At 64.0% G+C, this 18,128-nt stretch carries 16 protein-coding genes; 7 read left to right on the plus strand and 9 right to left on the minus strand.

Annotated features, from left to right (window positions below):
- Positions 1-41 precede the first annotated feature (41 nt).
- Positions 42-617, plus strand: coding sequence for a transglycosylase SLT domain-containing protein (locus tag LDZ23_RS20605; RefSeq protein WP_008354302.1), 576 nt, complete (start codon positions 42-44; stop codon positions 615-617).
- Positions 618-708: 91 nt separating this feature from the next.
- On the opposite strand, the gene LDZ23_RS20610 is transcribed toward LDZ23_RS20605, so the two are convergent.
- Positions 709-1,059: a hypothetical protein gene (locus tag LDZ23_RS20610; RefSeq protein WP_008354301.1), complete on the minus strand. Its 351-nt coding sequence runs from the start codon at positions 1,057-1,059 to the stop codon at positions 709-711.
- Between the two features lie 111 nt (positions 1,060-1,170).
- The gene (locus tag LDZ23_RS20615; RefSeq protein WP_033535970.1) at positions 1,171-1,488 is read right to left on the minus strand and encodes a hypothetical protein; all 318 of its coding nucleotides are present in this window, start codon (positions 1,486-1,488) and stop codon (positions 1,171-1,173) included.
- Between the two features lie 151 nt (positions 1,489-1,639).
- Between LDZ23_RS20615 and LDZ23_RS20620 the strand changes: the two genes are divergently transcribed.
- A complete protein-coding gene (locus LDZ23_RS20620; RefSeq protein WP_235366177.1) occupies positions 1,640-2,347 on the plus strand; it encodes a hypothetical protein in 708 nt (235 codons plus the stop codon).
- A gap of 205 nt (positions 2,348-2,552) precedes the next feature.
- Here the strand turns inward: LDZ23_RS20620 and rarD are convergent, their stop codons facing one another.
- Complete coding sequence (gene rarD, locus LDZ23_RS20625) at positions 2,553-3,530, minus strand: EamA family transporter RarD (protein ID WP_008354297.1); 978 nt, start codon at positions 3,528-3,530, stop codon at positions 2,553-2,555.
- Positions 3,531-3,904: 374 nt separating this feature from the next.
- On the opposite strand from rarD, the gene egtD reads away from it, so the two are divergent.
- On the plus strand, positions 3,905-4,873 hold the full coding sequence (egtD, locus tag LDZ23_RS20630) for an L-histidine N(alpha)-methyltransferase (RefSeq protein WP_033535963.1): 969 nt from the start codon (positions 3,905-3,907) through the stop codon (positions 4,871-4,873).
- Here the strand turns inward: egtD and LDZ23_RS20635 are convergent.
- Genes LDZ23_RS20635 through LDZ23_RS20655 form a run of 5 tightly spaced genes read right to left on the minus strand, consistent with a single transcriptional unit; the run spans position 4,870 to position 10,964 of the window.
- On the minus strand, positions 4,870-5,166 hold the full coding sequence (locus LDZ23_RS20635) for an acylphosphatase (protein WP_008354295.1): 297 nt from the start codon (positions 5,164-5,166) through the stop codon (positions 4,870-4,872). The genes egtD and LDZ23_RS20635 overlap by 4 nt on opposite strands.
- Before the next feature lie 48 nt (positions 5,167-5,214).
- Positions 5,215-6,354: a hybrid sensor histidine kinase/response regulator gene (locus tag LDZ23_RS20640; protein ID WP_008354294.1), complete on the minus strand. Its 1,140-nt coding sequence runs from the start codon at positions 6,352-6,354 to the stop codon at positions 5,215-5,217.
- Between the two features lie 22 nt (positions 6,355-6,376).
- Positions 6,377-6,973 carry a chemotaxis protein CheB gene (locus LDZ23_RS20645; protein WP_008354293.1) on the minus strand — a complete coding sequence of 199 codons (597 nt, stop codon included), beginning with the start codon at positions 6,971-6,973 and terminating at the stop codon, positions 6,377-6,379.
- Positions 6,974-6,975: 2 nt separating this feature from the next.
- On the minus strand, positions 6,976-7,821 hold the full coding sequence (locus LDZ23_RS20650) for a CheR family methyltransferase (protein WP_244808169.1): 846 nt from the start codon (positions 7,819-7,821) through the stop codon (positions 6,976-6,978).
- A complete protein-coding gene (locus LDZ23_RS20655) occupies positions 7,818-10,964 on the minus strand; it encodes a response regulator (RefSeq protein WP_244808170.1) in 3,147 nt (1,048 codons plus the stop codon). Before LDZ23_RS20655 ends, LDZ23_RS20650 begins: the two co-directional genes overlap by 4 nt.
- Before the next feature lie 161 nt (positions 10,965-11,125).
- On the opposite strand from LDZ23_RS20655, the gene hpnA reads away from it, so the two are divergent.
- The 4 genes from hpnA (at position 11,126) to LDZ23_RS20675 (ending at position 16,912) form a co-directional block, all read left to right on the plus strand.
- Entirely contained in the window at positions 11,126-12,136 is a 1,011-nt protein-coding gene (gene hpnA, locus LDZ23_RS20660; protein WP_008354289.1) for a hopanoid-associated sugar epimerase, read from the plus strand.
- 244 nt (positions 12,137-12,380) lie between these two features.
- Entirely contained in the window at positions 12,381-14,627 is a 2,247-nt protein-coding gene (locus tag LDZ23_RS20665) for an NADP-dependent isocitrate dehydrogenase (RefSeq protein WP_008354288.1), read from the plus strand.
- Positions 14,628-14,777: 150 nt separating this feature from the next.
- Complete coding sequence (locus LDZ23_RS20670) at positions 14,778-16,289, plus strand: tetratricopeptide repeat-containing glycosyltransferase family protein (RefSeq protein WP_008354287.1); 1,512 nt, start codon at positions 14,778-14,780, stop codon at positions 16,287-16,289.
- 104 nt (positions 16,290-16,393) lie between these two features.
- The gene (locus LDZ23_RS20675) at positions 16,394-16,912 is read left to right on the plus strand and encodes a hypothetical protein (protein ID WP_008354286.1); all 519 of its coding nucleotides are present in this window, start codon (positions 16,394-16,396) and stop codon (positions 16,910-16,912) included.
- Between the two features lie 10 nt (positions 16,913-16,922).
- Here the strand turns inward: LDZ23_RS20675 and LDZ23_RS20680 are convergent, their stop codons facing one another.
- The gene (locus tag LDZ23_RS20680) at positions 16,923-18,125 is read right to left on the minus strand and encodes a glycosyltransferase (RefSeq protein WP_008354285.1); all 1,203 of its coding nucleotides are present in this window, start codon (positions 18,123-18,125) and stop codon (positions 16,923-16,925) included.
- Positions 18,126-18,128: the final 3 nt, after the last annotated feature.

Here is an 18,128-nt window from a genome sequence, read left to right on the forward strand (position 1 = left end):
TATGTGGCTATAATGCGATTCCGCTTTGATCTGGCCATCCGATGCGTCGTGTACTTGTCATCTTTGCCGCCCTTGCCCTCTCGCTGAACGGCGCGCCTGCCGCCCACGCACAGGACAATCCGCTCGCCGCCAGCAATCCGGTCGCGCAGTCCGCCGTCGCGCAAGACCCGAAGGCCGAGCAGGCAAGTCACAAGATTTCGGAAATGCTCACGCGCAAATTCGGCGTGGCGCGCCAAAAGGCGGAAACCATCGCTACGGCGGTCATGTCGTCCGCGTCGAAATATTCGCTGCCTCCGGCGCTTTTGCTCGCCATCATCTCGATCGAATCGCGCTTCAAGGAAACCGCCCGAGGGCCGAACAATGCAACGGGCCTCATGCAAGTGGTGCCGTCGGCGCACAAGAAACTGGTGCGCAACGTCGATCTGACGGATCCGGAAGACAACATCGAGACGGGCTCTGCCATCCTGCACGGCTATGTGAAGTCCGCTCAGGGCGATGTCGATGCCGCGCTGAAAAGCTACGGCGGTTCGCGCGCCTACGCCGAGAAGGTCAGCGTGCGCGCAAAGGCGTTCGAACCGGCCGCATCCGTCGATGCGGCGTCGGCGAGCGCTCAATAAGCTTTAATCTCGCGCGCCGCCGCCGGGCGGATGCCGCAACACGTCCCGAGGACGTCGCGGCGATCGCACCCGACTGCGCGCCGGCCTCGCTTCAATAAGCCTTCTTGGTGCCACTGCCGTCGGACTTCGTGCCGCCCGAATTCATGTTGCCGTTGTTCGGCGCACTGCGTTGCACCGTGCCCTGATCCTGGCTCATGCCGTTGGTCGCGTCGTTGCCCATGCCGCTCTTCGCGCCGGTGCCGGTCGTGCCATCCGCCGAGCCGCCCATTCCCGTTCCGCCCATACCGACGCCGCCGCCCTTGCCGCCCGCAGCCGAACCGGCGCCGGCCGAACCGTTGCCGCCTGCGCCCATCGAACCGCCGCCGCCCGCTTGCGCATAGACGCCGCCCGACAAGCCGAGTACCAGCGCGGAAATCACCAACTTCTTCGTAGTCGCGTTCATTGCAAGTCTCCCGAGTTTGCGTATCGGTCGTCGCGTATGTCGTGCAACGACCGTGTCCGCATTAGCGCAAGGGACGTGCCGCGAGTCTCATCGCGTCAGACGATCAGTGGATCAGTAGCCGCACGGCACGTACGCATTGCGATAGTTGTCGTAGCAGTAGCCAGGCGGCTGCGCCGGCTGCGCATAAACGGGCTGTGCGTAGGCGGGCTCCGCATACGCGGGTTGCTGATAGACGGGTTGCGCGTAAGCCGGTTGAGCATTGGCGACCGATGTGACCAGCGCACCGAGCACCGCTCCGCCGATCAGCGCGCCGACGATCGCACCGCCATCGCCGCCGTGGCCGCGGCCACCGCCGTGTCCGTGCGCCGAGGCTTGGCCCGCCATCGTCAGACTACCGATCATCAACAAGACAAGTGCTGTGCGTTTCATGAGCTTCTCCATTTCCCGTTTAGCCGGGTTCGTGGAAGTCATCTTAAGCAGACAGCTAAGAAATAACTGCATTACTTGGTAACCGCGCATTTCAACGATTACAAATAGGCTGATTCGTTCGGATTCCCAATCGTTAAAACCACAGTTACAAATGGAAGCGAATTCGCTACGACGTAACAGCTTTTTCAGCCGGTTCGGTAATGCAGATGCTCGCGCCCAAGCAATCCCGCCGCTTTTACCGCATGCCGTTTCATTTGCTCGCCACTGGTTACTGTTTGTCACCAGAAGAACGTCAACTGGATCGAAGCACCCGGCGTTTTCATCGTCAGCGCGGCGCACTGCGCGCCACGCGTCCTCGAATAAAAGATCAAGGGAGTTTCAAACCATGAAGAAGATCGTCGCTGCTCTCGCATCCGCCATGCTGGTCTCCACCGTATTCGCGCAAACCGCCGCCACCGACGCCGGCAAAGCGCAACTGAAGGCGAACAACGAAAAGGCCGAGGCGCAGGCGAGCGCCAACAAGAAGAAGGCCGAAGCACAGCACGACGCCGCGAAGGCGCAGGCATCGGAGAACGAGGACAAGGCATCGGCGCAAGCCGACGCCAACAAGGAAGCCGCGAAGGTAGCGCAGGCGACCACGCCGGAACAGGCTTCCGACGCTCGCGGTGATGCCGCCAAGGCACAGGCGAAAGCCGACAAGAAAAAGCACGCTGCACAAAGCAAGGCCGACAAGAAAAAGCAGGACGCAGCGAAGGATGCCAACGTGGCACAAGCGAAGGCCGACAAGGAAAAAGTCGAAGCACAAAACGACGCGAACAAGTCGGCCGCCGATGCGAAGGTCGACGCGGCGAAGAAGTAAGGGAGGCGAGCGTCCCTCGCATTGCGCATCGGGCATTGCATATCAACAAACCGGTGCGTTCGATTCAGGCGAGCCTTCGGGCTCGCCTTTTTACTTGCCTATGTTCTCGGATCAGCGCGGCACGCGTTTCGATGGCGTCGTGTTCGGGCTCGACCTCATGCGCGATCCGCACGACGCCCCCATCGAAACGCACGGGGCGCGCTGATCAATCCACGCGCTCGATTTCATCCGCGACGGTTTCATGCTCGACGCTCGCGTGATGCTCGCTCATCGGCATCGGCGATGCCTTTTTGCGCGAGCGCATCAGAAGACGCGCGCTATGCACGCCCGTCAGCACGACAGCGATCCAGATCGGCACATAAGTCCCGAGCTGGTGCGCTGAAAACGGCTCGCCGAGCAGCAGCACCGCCACGCCGACGAGCAGCACCGGTTCCACATAGCCAAGAATGCCGAATAGCGCGAGCGGCAGATGACGGCTCGCGCGCAGATACGACGCGAGCGCGATCGTGCTCAATGCGCCGAGTCCGGGAAGCAGCACGAGCCACAGATGCGGCGCGCCCGCGACCTCCGTGAACGCGCCGCGCGCGAACAGCATGAGCGCGGCGACGGGCGACATCAGCATGATCTCCACCGCGAACGACACGAGCGGGTCCGCGTTGAGCCGTCGACGCAACATGAAGTACGGCGGATAACCGAGCATCACGACGAGCGTCGGCCATGCGAACGCATGCGTGGCGATGAGCTCATGCGCAACGCCGACGGCCGCCACCGCGACGCCTGCCCACTGGAATCCATCGAGCCGCTCGCCGTAGTGAAAGCGTCCGAGCAGCACCATCGCGAGGGGAAGCAGGAAATAGCCGAGCGATACTTCGAGCGCGCGCCCGTGCAGCGGCGCCCAGAGAAAGATCCACAACTGCAGGCCGAGCAGCGCGGCCGTGATCGCGAACATCAGCAGCAGTCGCGGCGTTTTGGCGAGCCTCGCGACGAGCGCGCATAATTGCGGCCAGCGCTTTCTCACCGCGACCAGCGCGAGCGCGCCCGGCAATGTCCACACGATACGCCACGCGAAGATGTCGAGGCCGTCGAGCGGCGCGAGCCATTTCGTGTAGCCCGACATGAGCGCGAAGAGCGCGGAAGCCGCGACGGACAGCGCGATGCCGCGCGCGAGGTCATGCTGATTCATCGGGAAGTCGCTGCGCGTTGAAGGTGAATGCAAGCCGGACACAACGTGAACTGCGCATTCTAAACGCCGCGAGCGCTTTGTTTTCGGAACGCGCTTCAAAGAAAACTGCCGCGCGCGCCCGCTTTTTGCTTCCTTCATGCTTCGCATTCGGCATGAACTCTGCCGCGTGAACATTGTCTCTTGCGGTTGTCTTTTGCCGGTCATGTTGATCGGCGACCCTTGTCGGTCCGGCGCGTTCAGCCGGCCTGTCCCTCAGTCCGAGCGGCACACCGCGCGATCATCCGCCGCTCACGTCGAAGCATCCGCTGCAACAACGCGCCGTGCCATCGTTTCCCGGTGGCACGCGAAGAAAACGCCGCATCGATGGAGACGTCATGACTCAAGCTGCCCTTTCCCCCCGCTTCAACAATGCCTTCGCAGAGGCTGTGCACACAGGACTCAGCAAGCGTCCGCAGAAAGAACTGCCGTCGATGTATCTGTATGACGAAGTGGGTTCGGCCCTCTTCGAAGTGATCACCGCGCTGCCCGAGTACGGCGTGACGCGCGCCGAAGAGCGCGTGCTGAAGGACCACGCGACGGACATCGTCGCGGCGATGCCCGGCGACATTCAGGTCGCGGAACTCGGCAGCGGCAGCGGCCGCAAGACGCGCCGCATCCTGGAAGCGCTGTGTAAGAAGCAGCCGACCGCCTATCATCCGATTGAAATTTCGCGCACCGCATTGCAGTTGTGCCGGCGCGAACTGAGCGATATCGAGCGCGTGTCGATTGTCGGACATGAACGCGACTACCTCGCCGGACTCTCCGAAGTCAGCGCCAAGCGCAAGGACGGCGAAAGACTGCTCGTGCTGTTTCTCGGCAGCACCATCGGCAATTTCGCGCGGCTTGCGGCGACGAAGTTCCTGTGCTCGATTCGCGGCATGCTGCAACCTGGCGACGCGCTTCTGCTCGGCACCGATCTCATCAAGCCGCTGCCGGTGTTGATCGCCGCGTACGACGATCCGATCGGCGTGACGGCCGCGTTCAACCTGAACATGCTCGCGCGCATCAATCGCGAACTGGGCGGCGACTTTCCGATCGACGCCTTCGAGCACGTCGCGCGCTTCAATCCGGATGCGCGCAGCGTCGAGATGCATTTGCGTGCGAAGCGCGCGCTTTCCGTACGCGTGCGCGGCGCGGATCTGCGCGTGGACTTCCGCGAAGGCGAAACGATCTGGACGGAAAGCAGCCACAAATATGCGGCCGATGAAGTCGCGCCCATCGCCGCCGATGCGGGCTTCGAATGCACGCATCAGTGGCGCGACGAGGAATGGCAGTTCGCGGAGAGCCTGCTGGTCGCGCGTTAGTGCTGCTCGAAGCGCTCGTAGCGTTTCTCGATGTGGCGCTCCTCGCTGTGAAACTCGGTGACGCGGGCATGCGGCGGCCCGCGTCGCAGCCATTCGAGCATCAGATCGACCTGATTGGCCGCGCCCTGCACGACCGCTTCGACGGAGCCGTCATCAAGATTGGCGACCCAGCCGCGCACGCCCAGCGCGTGCGCCTTGCGCACCGTGTGATGCCTGAAACCGACGCCCTGCACGACGCCGCGCACACGCACGTAATAGGTTTCGATTCTCGTATCCAGATCCGGGCCCGGCATCGCGCTTACTCCTTTCCAGTGTTCATAGGCGCATTGTAGACACGCGCTTCAACTCAGGCGAAAGGGCTGCGCCATGTCGGCGTGTTCGCCCGAGCGCGGATGCGGCACGCGCGGCAGCCTCACTTCGAACACCGTGCCCGTTTCGGACGTCGAGCGCACGGATACGTCGCCGCCATGCATCTGCGCGATTTCACGCGTGATGTAAAGCCCCAGCCCGAGGCCGCTCGACTCGTTCTGACGCCGGCCCGATCGATACGGCGCAAAGATCGTCGGCAGAACGTCCGCGGGAATCTCGCCGGCGTTTTGCACCGCGATGGTGATGTCCTCGGCGTTGCCGTCGAGGCGCACTTGAATCGCCGAGCCTTCGTGGCCGTGCTGCAGCGCGTTGCCGATGAGATTCGAGAACACCTGCGACAGCAGATCGCCGTCGCCCTGCAACAGCGTGTCGCCCTGACGCAGCACGAAGATGCGCCCCTTGCCGACGCGCGCCTCGTATTCATCGACGATATTCTTCGCGAGCGTCATCAACTCGACGGCGCGCGGCTGCAGCGTCACGCGCCCGCCACGCAGACGCGCAAGGTTCAGCAACTGATCGACCATCCGCACCATGCGCATGCCGCTCGACTTGATGCGCGTGCCGATGTTCGCCACGTTCTCGTCCTGCACGAAACGCGCGAGATATTCCGCCGACGCGATGACCGCGGAAAGCGGCGTGCGCAGATCGTGACCGAGCACGGCCATCAGCATTTCGTTCGCATCGAGCAGTTGCTGCACGGTCGCGAGCTGCGTCGCGAGTTGCTGCTTCTGACGCTCCATCTGAATGAAGACATCGACCTTCGAATTGAGGATGCGCGAATCGAAGGGCTTGTAGAGAAAATCCACCGCGCCCGCTTCATAGCCGCGAAACGTGCGGCTCGCGTCCTGCGCCGTCGCCGTGAGAAAGATGATCGGCACGTGCGCGGTGCGCGGGCTGCCGCGCATCAGTTCGGCGAGCTCGAAGCCGTCCATGCCCGGCATGTTGACGTCGAGGATCGCGAGCGCGACTTCGTGCCTGAGCAGCAGCTCCAGCGCGGCGGGGCCCGACTCGGCCTTCAGCACCGACAGATCCGGCCGCGCGAGCGACGCTTCGAGCGCGGTGATGTTGTTGCGAATGTCATCGACGATCAGCACGTGGATGGGTTGCGTCATCTGGTGACTCCTTGCCTTCTTTTCATGGCTGCCGGCCGATGCATTGCGACAGCCGCAACGCCATTTCATCGAGCGTCAGTACTTCATTCACCGCGTCCTCAGCGATCGCCGCGAGCGGCATCGCCGGGGCCGAGGCCGTCTCCGGGTTCTGCGCCCAGCACGCGCCGCCCGCCTCGCGGATCGCGCGCGCGCCGCGGGCGCCGTCGTCGTTCGCGCCGGAGAGCACGATGCCGAGCAGACGTTCGCCATACGCATGCGCCGCCGATTCGAACAGCACGTCCACCGATGGCCGCGAGAAGCGCACCGGCGGATCGACCGACAGCGCGATCGCCGGCGCCGCGCCGCCTTCCGCCTCGACGAGCATGTGATATCCCGGCGGCGCGAAATACACGGTGCCGGGCGCGATCTCGTCCTTGTCGAACGGCTCTTCGACGGCCAGTTCGCAGCGCGACGCGAACAATCCCGGCAAGAGGCTCGGCTGTCCTTGCCGCACATGCACGACGATCAGCACGGGCAGCACGAACGTCTTCGGCAGCGCGGGCAACAGATGATTGAGCGCCTCGACGCCGCCCGCCGATGCGCCGATCACGACTGCTCCGATGCGATGCGCGTCGAACATCGTCACACCTTCTGGTAAAGCCGCTCGCGCGCATTGAAATCCGCGAAGCGGTCTGCATAGGTGGAAAAGCGCAGGCTTTCCTTGCTGCCGAGCCCGAGAAATCCGCGCCGCACGAGCGAATCGCTGAACAAACCGAGCGCGCGATCCTGCAACGCGCGATCGAAATAGATCAGCACATTGCGGCACGACACGAGATGCGCTTCGAGAAACACGCTGTCGGTCGCGAGACTGTGATCCGCGAACACGACGCGCGACTTGAGCGTCTGCGAGAACTTCGCCGCGCCGTACGCGGCGTGATAGTAGTCCGACAGCGAACGCTTGCCGCCCGCCGCCAGATAGTTCTGACTGAAGCTCGCCATGCGTTCCAGCGGATAGATGCCGCTCTCGGCCTGACGCAGCGCTTCGGCGTTGATGTCGGTCGCGTAGAACACGGTGCGATCCGCGATCTTCTCTTCGGCGAAGAGCACGGCGAGCGACCACAGCTCCTCGCCGGTGCTGCATCCCGCGACCCAGACCTTGATCGACGGATACGTCTGCAGAATCGGCACGACCTGCTCGCGAATCGCGCGAAAGTAGTGCGGATCGCGGAACATCTCGCTCACCTGCACCGTGAGGTACTGGAACAGCCGCGCGAACAGCGCCGGATCGCGCAGAATGCGCTCCTGCAAATGCGAGAGCGTCGGCAGGCCGAAATCGTTCACGGCTTGCGCGAGGCGTCTTCTCAGCGAACTCATCGAGTAATGCCGGAAGTCGTGCTGATAGCGCAGGTAGATCGCTTCCAGAATCAGCTTCAGTTCGATGTCGAACGTCGCTTCTTCGTCGTGACTGCCGTCGTTCGCCATGTTCATCGCTGCCGCAACCAAACCCGACATAAAGACACGAGCTTATCCACGTCGATGGGTTTCGATATGTAATCGTCCGCACCTGCCTCGAGACATTTCTCGCGATCGCTCGGCATCGCTTTCGCCGTCAGCGCGATGATCGGCAGACGCGCGTGCTCCGTGCGCTTGCGGATTTCGGTCATCGCGGTCAGGCCGTCCATTTCGGGCATCATGATGTCCATCAGCACGAGGTCGATATCGCTGCGGCGCGCGAGCGCTTCGAGCGCTTCGCGCCCGTTGCGCGCGATTTCGAGCGTGGCGCCGAGCGGCTCGATCACGCGCGACAGCGCGAAGATGTTGCGCACGTCGTCCTCGGCGAGCAGGATCGTGCGGCCTTCGAACACGTCGTCGCGCTGACGCGCCGCGCTCAGCATGCGCTGCTGCTCCGGCGGCAGCGCGCTTTCCACGCTATGCAGGAACAGCGTCACTTCGTCGAGCAGACGCTCCGGCGATTTCGCTCCCTTGATGATGATCGATTTCGAATAGCGGCGCAGGCGCTGCTCTTCTTCCTGCGACAGCAGGCGTCCCGTATAGACGATGACCGGCGGCGACGCGTGCCCGCCGCTCGTCGACACGCGTTCGAGCAGTTCGTAACCGGAGCCGTCGGGCAGCGCGAGATCCATCACGACGCAATCGAACGGCACGCGCTGCATCTCCTCGATGGCCTCCGCGATCGATCCTGCCTCGACGATGCCCACCGTGTCGCTCGCGAGCAGCGCGTGAATGCTCTGACGCAACGCCGGATCGTCCTCGACGACGAGCACGCGGCGCATGCCCTGCGACGAGCGCGCTTCGAGCTTGCGGATCGCGTGCGCCAGTTCTTCGCGCGCGCTCGGCTTCAGCGTGTAGCCGATCGCGCCGAGATGCAGCGCGACATCGGCGTGATCGGTCGCGGAGACGATGTGAATCGGAATGTGACGCGTGAGCGGATCGTGCTTGAGCCATTCGAGCACGGTGAGGCCCGACTGATCCGGCAGGCCGATATCGAGCAGAATGCCGTTCGGCTGCAGCGAACGCGCGAGCTCGACGCCTTGCGTGGCGGTCGCCGCGTGCACGCAGTCGAAATCGAGTTCGTGCGCGAGATCGTAGAGGATGCGCGCGAACGGCTGATCGTCCTCGATGACGAGAATCACGCGATCCGGACGCTTGCGGTCGGCGCGGTCGTCGGCGATGCCGAGCGGCTCCGGACTGACCATGGGCGCCGGCATCGGCTGTACCGGCGCAGGCGCAGGTGCAGGCGCAGGTGCGGGCGCGGGCGCGGCCATGGGCTGCGCTTCCCGCATGTGACCGATCGTATCGAGCTTCGCGGTGACGGTGCCTTCGTGCGCCGCGATCGGCAGCGTCACCGAAAACACGCTGCCCTGCCCAAGTTCGCTCGACACGGACACCGATCCGCCGAGCAGTCGCGAAAACTCGCGCGAAATCGACAATCCGAGGCCGCTGCCGCCGTATTTGCGGCTCGTGGTGCCGTCGGCTTGCTGGAACGCCTGGAAGATCATCTCTTGCTTGTCGCGCGCGATGCCGATGCCCGTGTCGCGCACATCGAAACGCAGCGCGTTGTCGCCGGCGCGCTCGACCGCGACCGTCACGCGGCCGCGCTCGGTGAACTTGAATGCGTTCGACAGCAGATTGCGCAGCACCTGCAAGAGCCGCTGGCTGTCGGTGACGAAGTATTGCGGCACGTTCTCGCCGTGCGCGGTGACGAATTCGACGCCCTTGTTCGCCGCGATGGGCGCGAACGATTGCTGCAACGTCTGCAGGATCGCATCGACGGATGTGTGCGCGAACTGCACGTCCATCTGTCCGGCCTCGACCTTGGACAAATCAAGAATGTCGTTGATGAGTGAAAGCAGATCGCTGTTCGACGAATGGATCGTCGCGGCGAAGCGCACCTGTTCCTCGGTCAGGTTGCCTTGCTTGTTGTCCTGCAAGAGTTTCGCGAGGATCAGCGAACTGTTGAGCGGCGTGCGCAGTTCGTGCGACATGTTCGCGAGAAACTCCGACTTGTACTGGCTCGCGCGCTCCATTTCCAGCGCGTTCGCGGTCAGTTCCTGCTGCGCCTGCATCAGCTCGGACTTTTGCCGCTCCAGATGTTGCGTGTGCTCTTCGAGCTGCACGTTGGTCTGTTCGAGCTCGGCCTGCTGCTGTTCGAGACGCGCCTGCGAATCCTGCAGCGCGCGGCCGCGCTCCTCCAGTTCCTCGTTCGACACGCGCAACTCTTCCTGCTGGACCTGCAATTCCTCGCTCTGGCGCTGCGTTTCTTCGAGCAGTTCGACGAGACGCGCGCGATACCGCGACGAACGCAGCGCCATGCCGATCGGTTCCGAGGCCATGTCGAGCAGCGCGCGGGTATCGTCGAAACGGCCTTCGTTGCCGACGAAGCCGAGTTCGATCGCGCCCACGACGTCGCCATCGGCGAGAAGCGGCGCGATCACGACGCGCGAAGCCGCCGCCGATCCCAGCGCCGAACCGGCCTTCAGATAGTGCGCGGACGCGTCGCGCAATTCGAGCACGCGCGCCTCTTCGACTGCCTGTCCGACGAGTCCCTGGCCGCGCGGTATCCTCGCTGGCGCGCTGGCATCGTCCGGCAGCGCCCACGACGCGACCCGCACGAGCGCATCGCCTTCAAGCGCGTAGACGACGCCGACTTTTGCATTCACGTACGGAATGATCGAACGCAGGATGCTCACGCCGATCGAAGCCGGAGACTGCTCGCCGCGCAATTTCTGCGCGAGTTGCACGATGCCCTGTTGCAGCCAGGTCGTGCGTTGTACGGCGAGCCGCGATTTGATATACAGATGCGCCACCGCTGCGAGCGCGAGCATGACGACGATGCCCATTGCGCGGTTGATCTGCAGCACGTCGCGGCTCGTGTTCGGATCGGTGGCGGCGAGTGCGTATCCTGCGAGCGTCAGCACGGTCGAGACGCCCGCCGTGACGATCGGCACGGCGGGGCGGTCGGCCCAGACGCAGAGCACGACGGGCAGCACGTAGAACACCCAGATCGCGATGCGGATCGGCGTGAGCACGTCGATGCAGAACACCACGGCGAGCGTGATTGCGATTGCGAGGTAAATCCAGGCGCTTAGGTTTCGAGTGTCTTGAGGCATCGCTTACCGGTTGTGTCCATGTTTTGCGCGGTCCTCGCGGCCGCGGCAGGCGAGGACCATAGCATGAGCCGCAAGCCCTTGTCACATCGGGCTTTGCAGCCTTTTTTCGGCGCGGCAATCGTTACAATCGAGGCCGCGCGGACGTTTTCAACGAGGTAAGAATGACTGATTTTTCCGGCTCTCGCGTGCTCGTCACGGGTGCTTCGGGGTTCGTCGGTTCCGCGGTCGCGCGGCTCGCCATCGAACGCGGTTTCGACGTGCGCGTGCTCGTGCGCAAGACCAGCCCGCGCAGGAACGTCGAATCGCTGGACGCGGAGATCGTCGTCGGCGACATGCGCGACGAAGCGTCCATGCGCGCCGCGCTCAGGGGCTGCCGCTTCCTGTTTCACGTCGCCGCCGATTACCGCATCTGGGCGCCGGATCCGGCCGAAATCGAACGCGCGAATCTCGAAGGCACCGAAGCGACGATGCGCGCGGCGCTGTCCGAAGGTGTCGAGCGCATCGTTTATACCAGCAGCGTCGCGACGCTCAAGGTGACGAGCTCGGGCGCGATCGTCGACGAGACGAAGCCGTCGGATGCGCAGAGCACCATCGGCGCATACAAGCGCAGCAAGGTGCTCGCGGAGCGCGCGGTCGAGCGCATGGTCGCGCAGAACGCGCTGCCGGCGGTGATCGTGAATCCGTCGACGCCGATCGGCCCGCGCGACGTGCGCCCGACACCGACCGGGCGCATCATCGTCGAAGCGGCGACCGGCAAGATCCCCGCGTTCGTCGATACGGGCCTCAATCTCGTGCACGTCGACGATGTCGCGAACGGGCACTTTCTCGCGCTCGAACGCGGCAAGATCGGCGAGCGATATATCCTGGGCGGCGAGAATCTGCCCTTGCAGCAGATGTTGGCGGACATCGCCGGATTCGTCGGGCGCAAGCCGCCGACCATCAAGCTGCCGCGCGGGCCGCTTTATCCGCTCGCGATCGGCGCGGAGCTGTTCGCGAAAGTGAGCGGAAAGGAGCCGTTCGTGACCGTCGACGCGCTGCGCATGTCGAAGAACAAGATGTACTTCACGTCGGCGAAGGCGGAACGCGAGCTGGGCTACGCCGCGCGGCCGTACGCGCAAGGTCTGAAGGACGCGCTGGACTGGTTCCGGGAGAACGGGTATCTCGCTGGATGAAGCGCCAAATCATTTCGTGAAACGTTCCGGCCATCGCGACGCGGCCGGAAGACAGCAACTCTTGTATAAGACTCGAAAAAAATTAAGTCATTGAATTCGCAAGAAAAACGCCCGTTTTGGCCAATTTCGCAAGCCGAAATTCACACGCGCGCCCTGCAAAATCAGGCAGAATAGCGGTTTGTTGCCGGAGGGGTGACGAGGCCGGCGGTTTTTTCCAACCTGTTTTCGGATGTCGAGACAAGCGATGAGTAATCAGCAACCCACCATCATCTACACCCTGACCGACGAAGCTCCGCTGCTCGCGACCAGCGCCTTTCTGCCGATCATCCGTGCCTTCACCGCGCCGGCGGGCGTCAACGTCGAGACGAGCGACATCTCCGTCGCGGCCCGCATCCTCGGCGAATTCCCCGAATTCCTGACCGACGAGCAAAAGGTCCCCGACAACCTCGCGAAGCTCGGCGAACTCACGCAGGACGCCGACACCAACATCATCAAGCTGCCGAACATCAGCGCGTCGCTGCATCAGCTGACGAGCGCGATCAAGGAACTGCAAAGCAAGGGCTACAAGCTGCCCGACTATCCCGAAGAGCCGAAAAACGACGAAGAAAAGGCCATCCGCGCGCGCTATGGCAAGTGCCTCGGCTCGGCCGTGAACCCGGTGTTGCGCGAAGGCAACTCGGACCGCCGCGCGCCGCTCGCCGTGAAGAACTACGCGAAGAAGCATCCGCACAGCATGGGCGAGTGGAGCATGGCGTCGCGCACGCACGTCGCGCACATGAAACACGGCGACTTCTATCACGGCGAAAAGTCCATCACGAACGATAAAGCCCGCGAAGTGCGCATGGAACTCGTGACGAAGCGCGGCGAAACCATCGTGCTGAAGCCGAAGGTCAAGCTGCAGGAAGGCGAGATCGTCGACAGCATGTTCATGAGCAAGAAGGCGCTCGTCGAGTTCTACGAAGACCAGATGCAGGATGCGTTCGACACGGGCGTCATGCTGTCGCTGCACGTCAAGGCGACCATGATGAAGGTCTCGCACCCGATCGTCTTCGGCCACGCCGTGAAGGTGTTCTACAAGGACGCGTTCGCCAAGCACGGCAAGCTCTTCGAAGAGCTCGGCATCAACGTGAACAACGGTCTCGTCGATCTGTACACGAAGATCGAAGCACTGCCGGAATCGCAACGCGATGAAGTCATCCGCGACATGCACGCGTGCCACGAGAAGCGCCCGGCGCTCGCCATGGTCGATTCGGCCAAGGGCATCTCGAACCTGCACGCGCCGAACGACGTGATCGTCGACGCATCCATGCCCGCGATGATCCGCGCGGGCGGCAAGATGTGGGGCGCCGACGGCCGTCCGCAAGACACGAAGTGCCTGATTCCGGAAAGCACGTTCGCGCGCATCTATCAGGAAATCATCAACTTCTGCAAGACCAACGGCGCGTTCGATCCGAAGACGATGGGCACGGTGCCGAACGTCGGCCTGATGGCGCAAAAGGCGGAAGAGTACGGCTCGCACGACAAGACGTTCGAGATCGCGGAAGACGGCACGGCGCGCATCGTCGACAACGCGACGGGCGAAGTCCTCGAAGGGCTGACGCAGGAAGTCGAGAAGGGCGACATCTGGCGCATGTGCCTCGTGAAGGACGCGCCGATCCGCGACTGGGTGAAGCTCGCCGTCACGCGCGTGAAGAACTCGGGCACGCCGGCCGTGTTCTGGCTCGACCCGTATCGTCCGCACGAAGCCGAACTCATCAAGAAGGTCGAGACGTACCTGAAGGATTACGACACGACCGGCCTCGACATCCAGATCATGTCGCAAGTGCGCGCGATGCGTTACACGCTCGAACGCGTGATCCGCGGCATGGACACGATCTCGGTCACGGGCAACATCCTGCGCGACTACCTCACCGACCTGTTCCCGATCATGGAACTCGGCACGAGCGCGAAGATGCTTTCCATCGTTCCGCTGATGGCGGGCGGCGGCCTGTACGAAACGGGCGCGGGCGGCTCGGCGCCGAAGCATGTTCAGCAGCTCGTGCAGGAAAACCATCTGCGCTGGGACTCGCTCGGCGAATTCCTCGCGCTGGCGGTGTCGCTGGAAGAGCTCGGCATCAAGAACGACAACGCGCGTGCGAAGCTCGTCGCGAAGGCGCTCGATTCGGCCACCGGCAAGCTGCTCGACAACAACAAGAGCCCGTCGCCGAAGACCGGCCAGCTCGACAATCGCGGCAGCCAGTTCTATCTCGCGATGTACTGGGCGCAGGAACTCGCGTCGCAGTCGGAAGACAAGGCGCTCGCCGAGCAGTTCGCGCCGCTCGCAAAGACGCTGGCCGAGAACGAGCAGAAGATCGTCGATGAACTCGCCGCCGTGCAGGGCAATGCGGTGGATATCGGCGGCTACTACAAGCCGGACGAGAAGAAGCTCGAAGCCGTGATGCGTCCGAGCAAGACGTTCAATGCCGCGCTCGAACAGGTGCGCGCGAAGTAAGTTGGGCTGGAGCGCGTTCTTTCGCGCTTCGGTGATGAAACCGGCATCGCCTTCGGGCATGCCGGTTTTTTTTTGCGCGCGCCGCATCCAACGATCTTTACAGACGCCGGTTCGCCTCTGCATACACTGTCCGCCCCGACAGGAAACCTCATGCAGAACGATCTCATCCAGCGCGCCAGTCGAGCTTATGCGGAGCACGCGTTTGGCATCGCCGTCGAATTGGCCGATGAAGCCATCGCCGAGAATCCGCGCAACGCCGATGCGCTTCATCTGCGCGGCCTGATCGCGCTGGCGCTGCGCAAGCCGGAAGACGCGCGAACGTGGCTCGCACGCGCCATCGAACTTTCCGCGCATCCGGGCTTTTGCAACTCGCTTTGCGTGACGCAGATGCACCTGCGCGATTTCCCGGCCGCGGCGCAAAGCGCGCGCCTCGGACTGCGCATCGCCGATGAGCGCTTTCCGGATTACGGCGACATCGCCCTGCTTTGGTTCAACCTCGGACTTGCGCTGCAACTCGACGAGCAGATGGAAGCGGCGGCGCAGAGTTATCGGCGAGCGCTCGGGCATCGGCCGGATCACGCGGCATCGCATAACAATCTGGGCGCGGTACTCAACCGTCTGGGCGATCTCGACTCGGCAATCGAGCATACGAAAGCCGCCATCGCGCTCGATCCGGACAACCTCGAAGCGCACAGCAATCTCGGCCATGCGCTGCTCGCGGCGGGACGCTACGACGAAGCATGGCCGCATTTCGAGCACCGTTGGGCAAGCTTTCAGACGGGCGGTCAGACGCTCGGCGCACGCGCGCCCGAGTTGCCGATTCCGCTCTGGCGCGGCGGCCCGCTTCCCGCCGGCGCGAGCCTGCTCGTGCTGCACGAACAAGGCTTCGGCGATGCGCTGCAATTCTGCCGCTACCTGCCGATGGCGCTGGAACGCTTCGCGCGCGTCGGCTATGTCTGTCCGGCGCCGCTGCGGCGGCTCTTCGAAGAATCGCTGTGCGCGCGCTGGCCGAACATCGTTCTCGTCGACGGAGACGCCGTCGATCTGTCCATGTGGACGCACCATTGCCCGCTGATGTCCTTGCCGATGTGTTTCGGCACGCGCATCGGCAATATTCCCGCGCCGACGCCCTATCTGCGCGCCAATTCGCAACGCGCGCGTTTCTGGGCGGAACGAATCGGCGAGCGCTCGATGCCGGCGGTCGGTCTCGTCTGGGCGGGCGGCCACACGCATTCGCGCGGCGACAAACGGCGCAGCATCGCGCCGGAAACGCTCGCGCCGCTGCTCTCGTATCGCGGCGTGCGATGGATCAGCCTGCAAAAGGCCGAGCACGCCGACAAGCAACTGCCGCCCGCGTTCGCCGGCCAGATCGCCGACTGGATGGACCGCGTCGGCGACTTCGCGGACACGGCCGCGCTCATCGACGGACTCGATCTCGTGATCGCGGTCGATACGTCGGTCGCGCATCTCGCCGCCGCGATGGGCAAGCGCGTCTGGCTGCTGAATCGCTTCGCGGGCTGCTGGCGGTGGCTGCGCGATCGCGACGACACGCCGTGGTATCCGGACATGCGCCTCTTCACGCAGACGAAGCGCGGCGACTGGACCGACGTGCTGACGCGCGTGCGCACCGAACTCGAAAACCTCGGCGAGCGCGTCGTCTGACACACGGTTGCGTGCATTTCGTTACAAGGTGTGGCGGTATCGGAGAAGTCCAGCGGGTAGAATCGGGGCCTCACTGCTAGCACGCACGTTACAGACACACTCGCATGAATCTACAAGACCAGCTCGGCGCGCTGGAGTCGAGCCTCGATACGCTCCTTCAGACCGCTGCCGCATCTGCGCGCTCATCCGCCGGCTCGCCTGCCGCTCCGCCCGCCGTATCGGACGAACCGCCCGCTTTGCGCGATGTGCGCGAACCGGTCGATGCCGACGCGCCCGCCGAACCGCCCGCGCTGAACGAGCCCCCGACGCTCGTCGTGTCGCGCCCGGAGCGCGATGCGGTCGAAATGACGATCGCGGGCAAGACGGTGAAGCTGAGCCCGGAAGGTGTGTCGGAACTGATCGAGGAATTGTCGAACGTGCGCGCGTCGATGTCGCCGGATCAGCCTGCGGGCATTGCACCGGGATGGCGCTTCGCCGCCACGAAGAATCCCGTCATGGCGACGCAGAAATACGCGAACGGCGACCGCCTGCTGGTCTTGCGCCACGCCGGGCACGGCTGGGTGCCGTTCACGTTCTCGCCGAACATGGTCATCGAGCTGTATGCCATGTTGACGAAGAAGTGAGAAGCCGCGTTTACGAACCTTCCTGCGTCGGCGCCTGCACGCGCGCCTTCCATTGCCCGCCCTTCCCGCTCCAGTACCGCACGGCCGAGCCGATCGTCGCGCTGACGTAGAACAACGCGACGAGCGGCAGGAGCGGCGCCCACAACAGCGATCTGCGGTAGTAGCGCAGCATCGGACCATAGGCGATGCACATCAGCGCCCACGCGGCGCATGCGGGCCACGCGCTCGCGCCGTATGCCAGCGCGAGCACCGGCGGCGCGAGATAGATCACCGCCATGCCGAGCACGGTGCCGGCAAGCAGCAGAGGCGAATAGCGCAATTGCGTGAACGCCGTGCGCGCGATCATGTTCCAGATGTCCCGCCAGCTATCGTACGGACGCAGCGACACGCTGTGCTCGGCGAGATCGAGGCGGATCGGGCGCGCGTCGTTGCGGCCCGCGCGATGCTTGATGCGCGCGGCGAGACTGCAATCGTCGATCAGTTCCTGCCGGATCGATTCGATCCCGCCCGCCTCCACGAGCGCCGAACGGCGCACCAGCATGCAGCCGCCTGCCGCGCCGGCGGTCGCCTTCTTCGCGTCGTTGACCCATTCGAACGGATAAAGCTTCGCGAAGAAGAAGACGAACGCCGGAATCAGCGCCTTTTCCCAAAGGGAATCGCAGCGCAGACGGACCATCAGCGAGACCAGATCGCGGTCTTCGAGAATCGTGCGCGCGACGAGTTGCGTGGCGGCATCGGCCGGATGGTGGATGTCCGCGTCCGTGAGCAGCAGGAATTCCGCGGGCAGGCCGAGCTTGTCGATCGCGCCGATGCCCTGCGACTGCGCCCACACCTTGCCCGACCAGCCCGGCGGCAGCGGCTGCGCGGTCAGGATCGTCAGACGGTCTTCGAGGCCGAGATCGCGGGCGGCGGCGAGCGCGACGTTCGCGGTGCCGTCGGTGCTGTGGTCATCGACGACGATCACATGGAACGCGCCCGCATAGTCCTGCTTGAGCAGCGAGCCGACCGCGCGGCCGATGACGTCGGCTTCGTTGCGCGCAGGCACGACGGCGACGAGCGCGGGCCATGCGCCGCGGCGCGCGATCTCGGCGTTGCCGACGGCGTGGATCGTCGTATCGGATAGCGCCGGCGCGGGTTGCGCGCGCCAGAATCCGCCGCGGGCGAACAGCAGCACGATCCAGATCAAGAAAGACAGCCAGGCGATCAATAGCATGAG

Origin of the sequence: Caballeronia zhejiangensis, assembly GCF_022879815.1 — a bacterium.
GTDB classification, from domain to species: Bacteria; Pseudomonadota; Gammaproteobacteria; order Burkholderiales; family Burkholderiaceae; genus Caballeronia; species Caballeronia zhejiangensis.

Excerpts from the sequence above, each read along its gene's own strand:
- LDZ23_RS20670 (WP_008354287.1), top strand. The coding sequence starts at position 14,778 with ATGCAGAACGATCTCATCCAGCGCGCCAGTCGAGCTTATGCGGAGCAC.
- LDZ23_RS20620 (WP_235366177.1), top strand. The coding sequence starts at position 1,640 with ATGGAAGCGAATTCGCTACGACGTAACAGCTTTTTCAGCCGGTTCGGT.
- LDZ23_RS20640 (WP_008354294.1), bottom strand. The coding sequence starts at position 6,354 with ATGACGCAACCCATCCACGTGCTGATCGTCGATGACATTCGCAACAAC.
- LDZ23_RS20645 (WP_008354293.1), bottom strand. The coding sequence starts at position 6,973 with ATGTTCGACGCGCATCGCATCGGAGCAGTCGTGATCGGCGCATCGGCG.
- LDZ23_RS20655 (WP_244808170.1), bottom strand. The coding sequence starts at position 10,964 with ATGCCTCAAGACACTCGAAACCTAAGCGCCTGGATTTACCTCGCAATC.
- LDZ23_RS20675 (WP_008354286.1), top strand. The coding sequence starts at position 16,394 with ATGAATCTACAAGACCAGCTCGGCGCGCTGGAGTCGAGCCTCGATACG.
- LDZ23_RS20615 (WP_033535970.1), bottom strand. The coding sequence starts at position 1,488 with ATGAAACGCACAGCACTTGTCTTGTTGATGATCGGTAGTCTGACGATG.
- LDZ23_RS20665 (WP_008354288.1), top strand. The coding sequence starts at position 12,381 with ATGAGTAATCAGCAACCCACCATCATCTACACCCTGACCGACGAAGCT.
- LDZ23_RS20610 (WP_008354301.1), bottom strand. The coding sequence starts at position 1,059 with ATGAACGCGACTACGAAGAAGTTGGTGATTTCCGCGCTGGTACTCGGC.
- LDZ23_RS20650 (WP_244808169.1), bottom strand. The coding sequence starts at position 7,821 with ATGAACATGGCGAACGACGGCAGTCACGACGAAGAAGCGACGTTCGAC.
- LDZ23_RS20635 (WP_008354295.1), bottom strand. The coding sequence starts at position 5,166 with ATGCCGGGCCCGGATCTGGATACGAGAATCGAAACCTATTACGTGCGT.
- egtD (WP_033535963.1), top strand. The coding sequence starts at position 3,905 with ATGACTCAAGCTGCCCTTTCCCCCCGCTTCAACAATGCCTTCGCAGAG.
- LDZ23_RS20605 (WP_008354302.1), top strand. The coding sequence starts at position 42 with ATGCGTCGTGTACTTGTCATCTTTGCCGCCCTTGCCCTCTCGCTGAAC.
- LDZ23_RS20680 (WP_008354285.1), bottom strand. The coding sequence starts at position 18,125 with ATGCTATTGATCGCCTGGCTGTCTTTCTTGATCTGGATCGTGCTGCTG.
- rarD (WP_008354297.1), bottom strand. The coding sequence starts at position 3,530 with ATGAATCAGCATGACCTCGCGCGCGGCATCGCGCTGTCCGTCGCGGCT.
- hpnA (WP_008354289.1), top strand. The coding sequence starts at position 11,126 with ATGACTGATTTTTCCGGCTCTCGCGTGCTCGTCACGGGTGCTTCGGGG.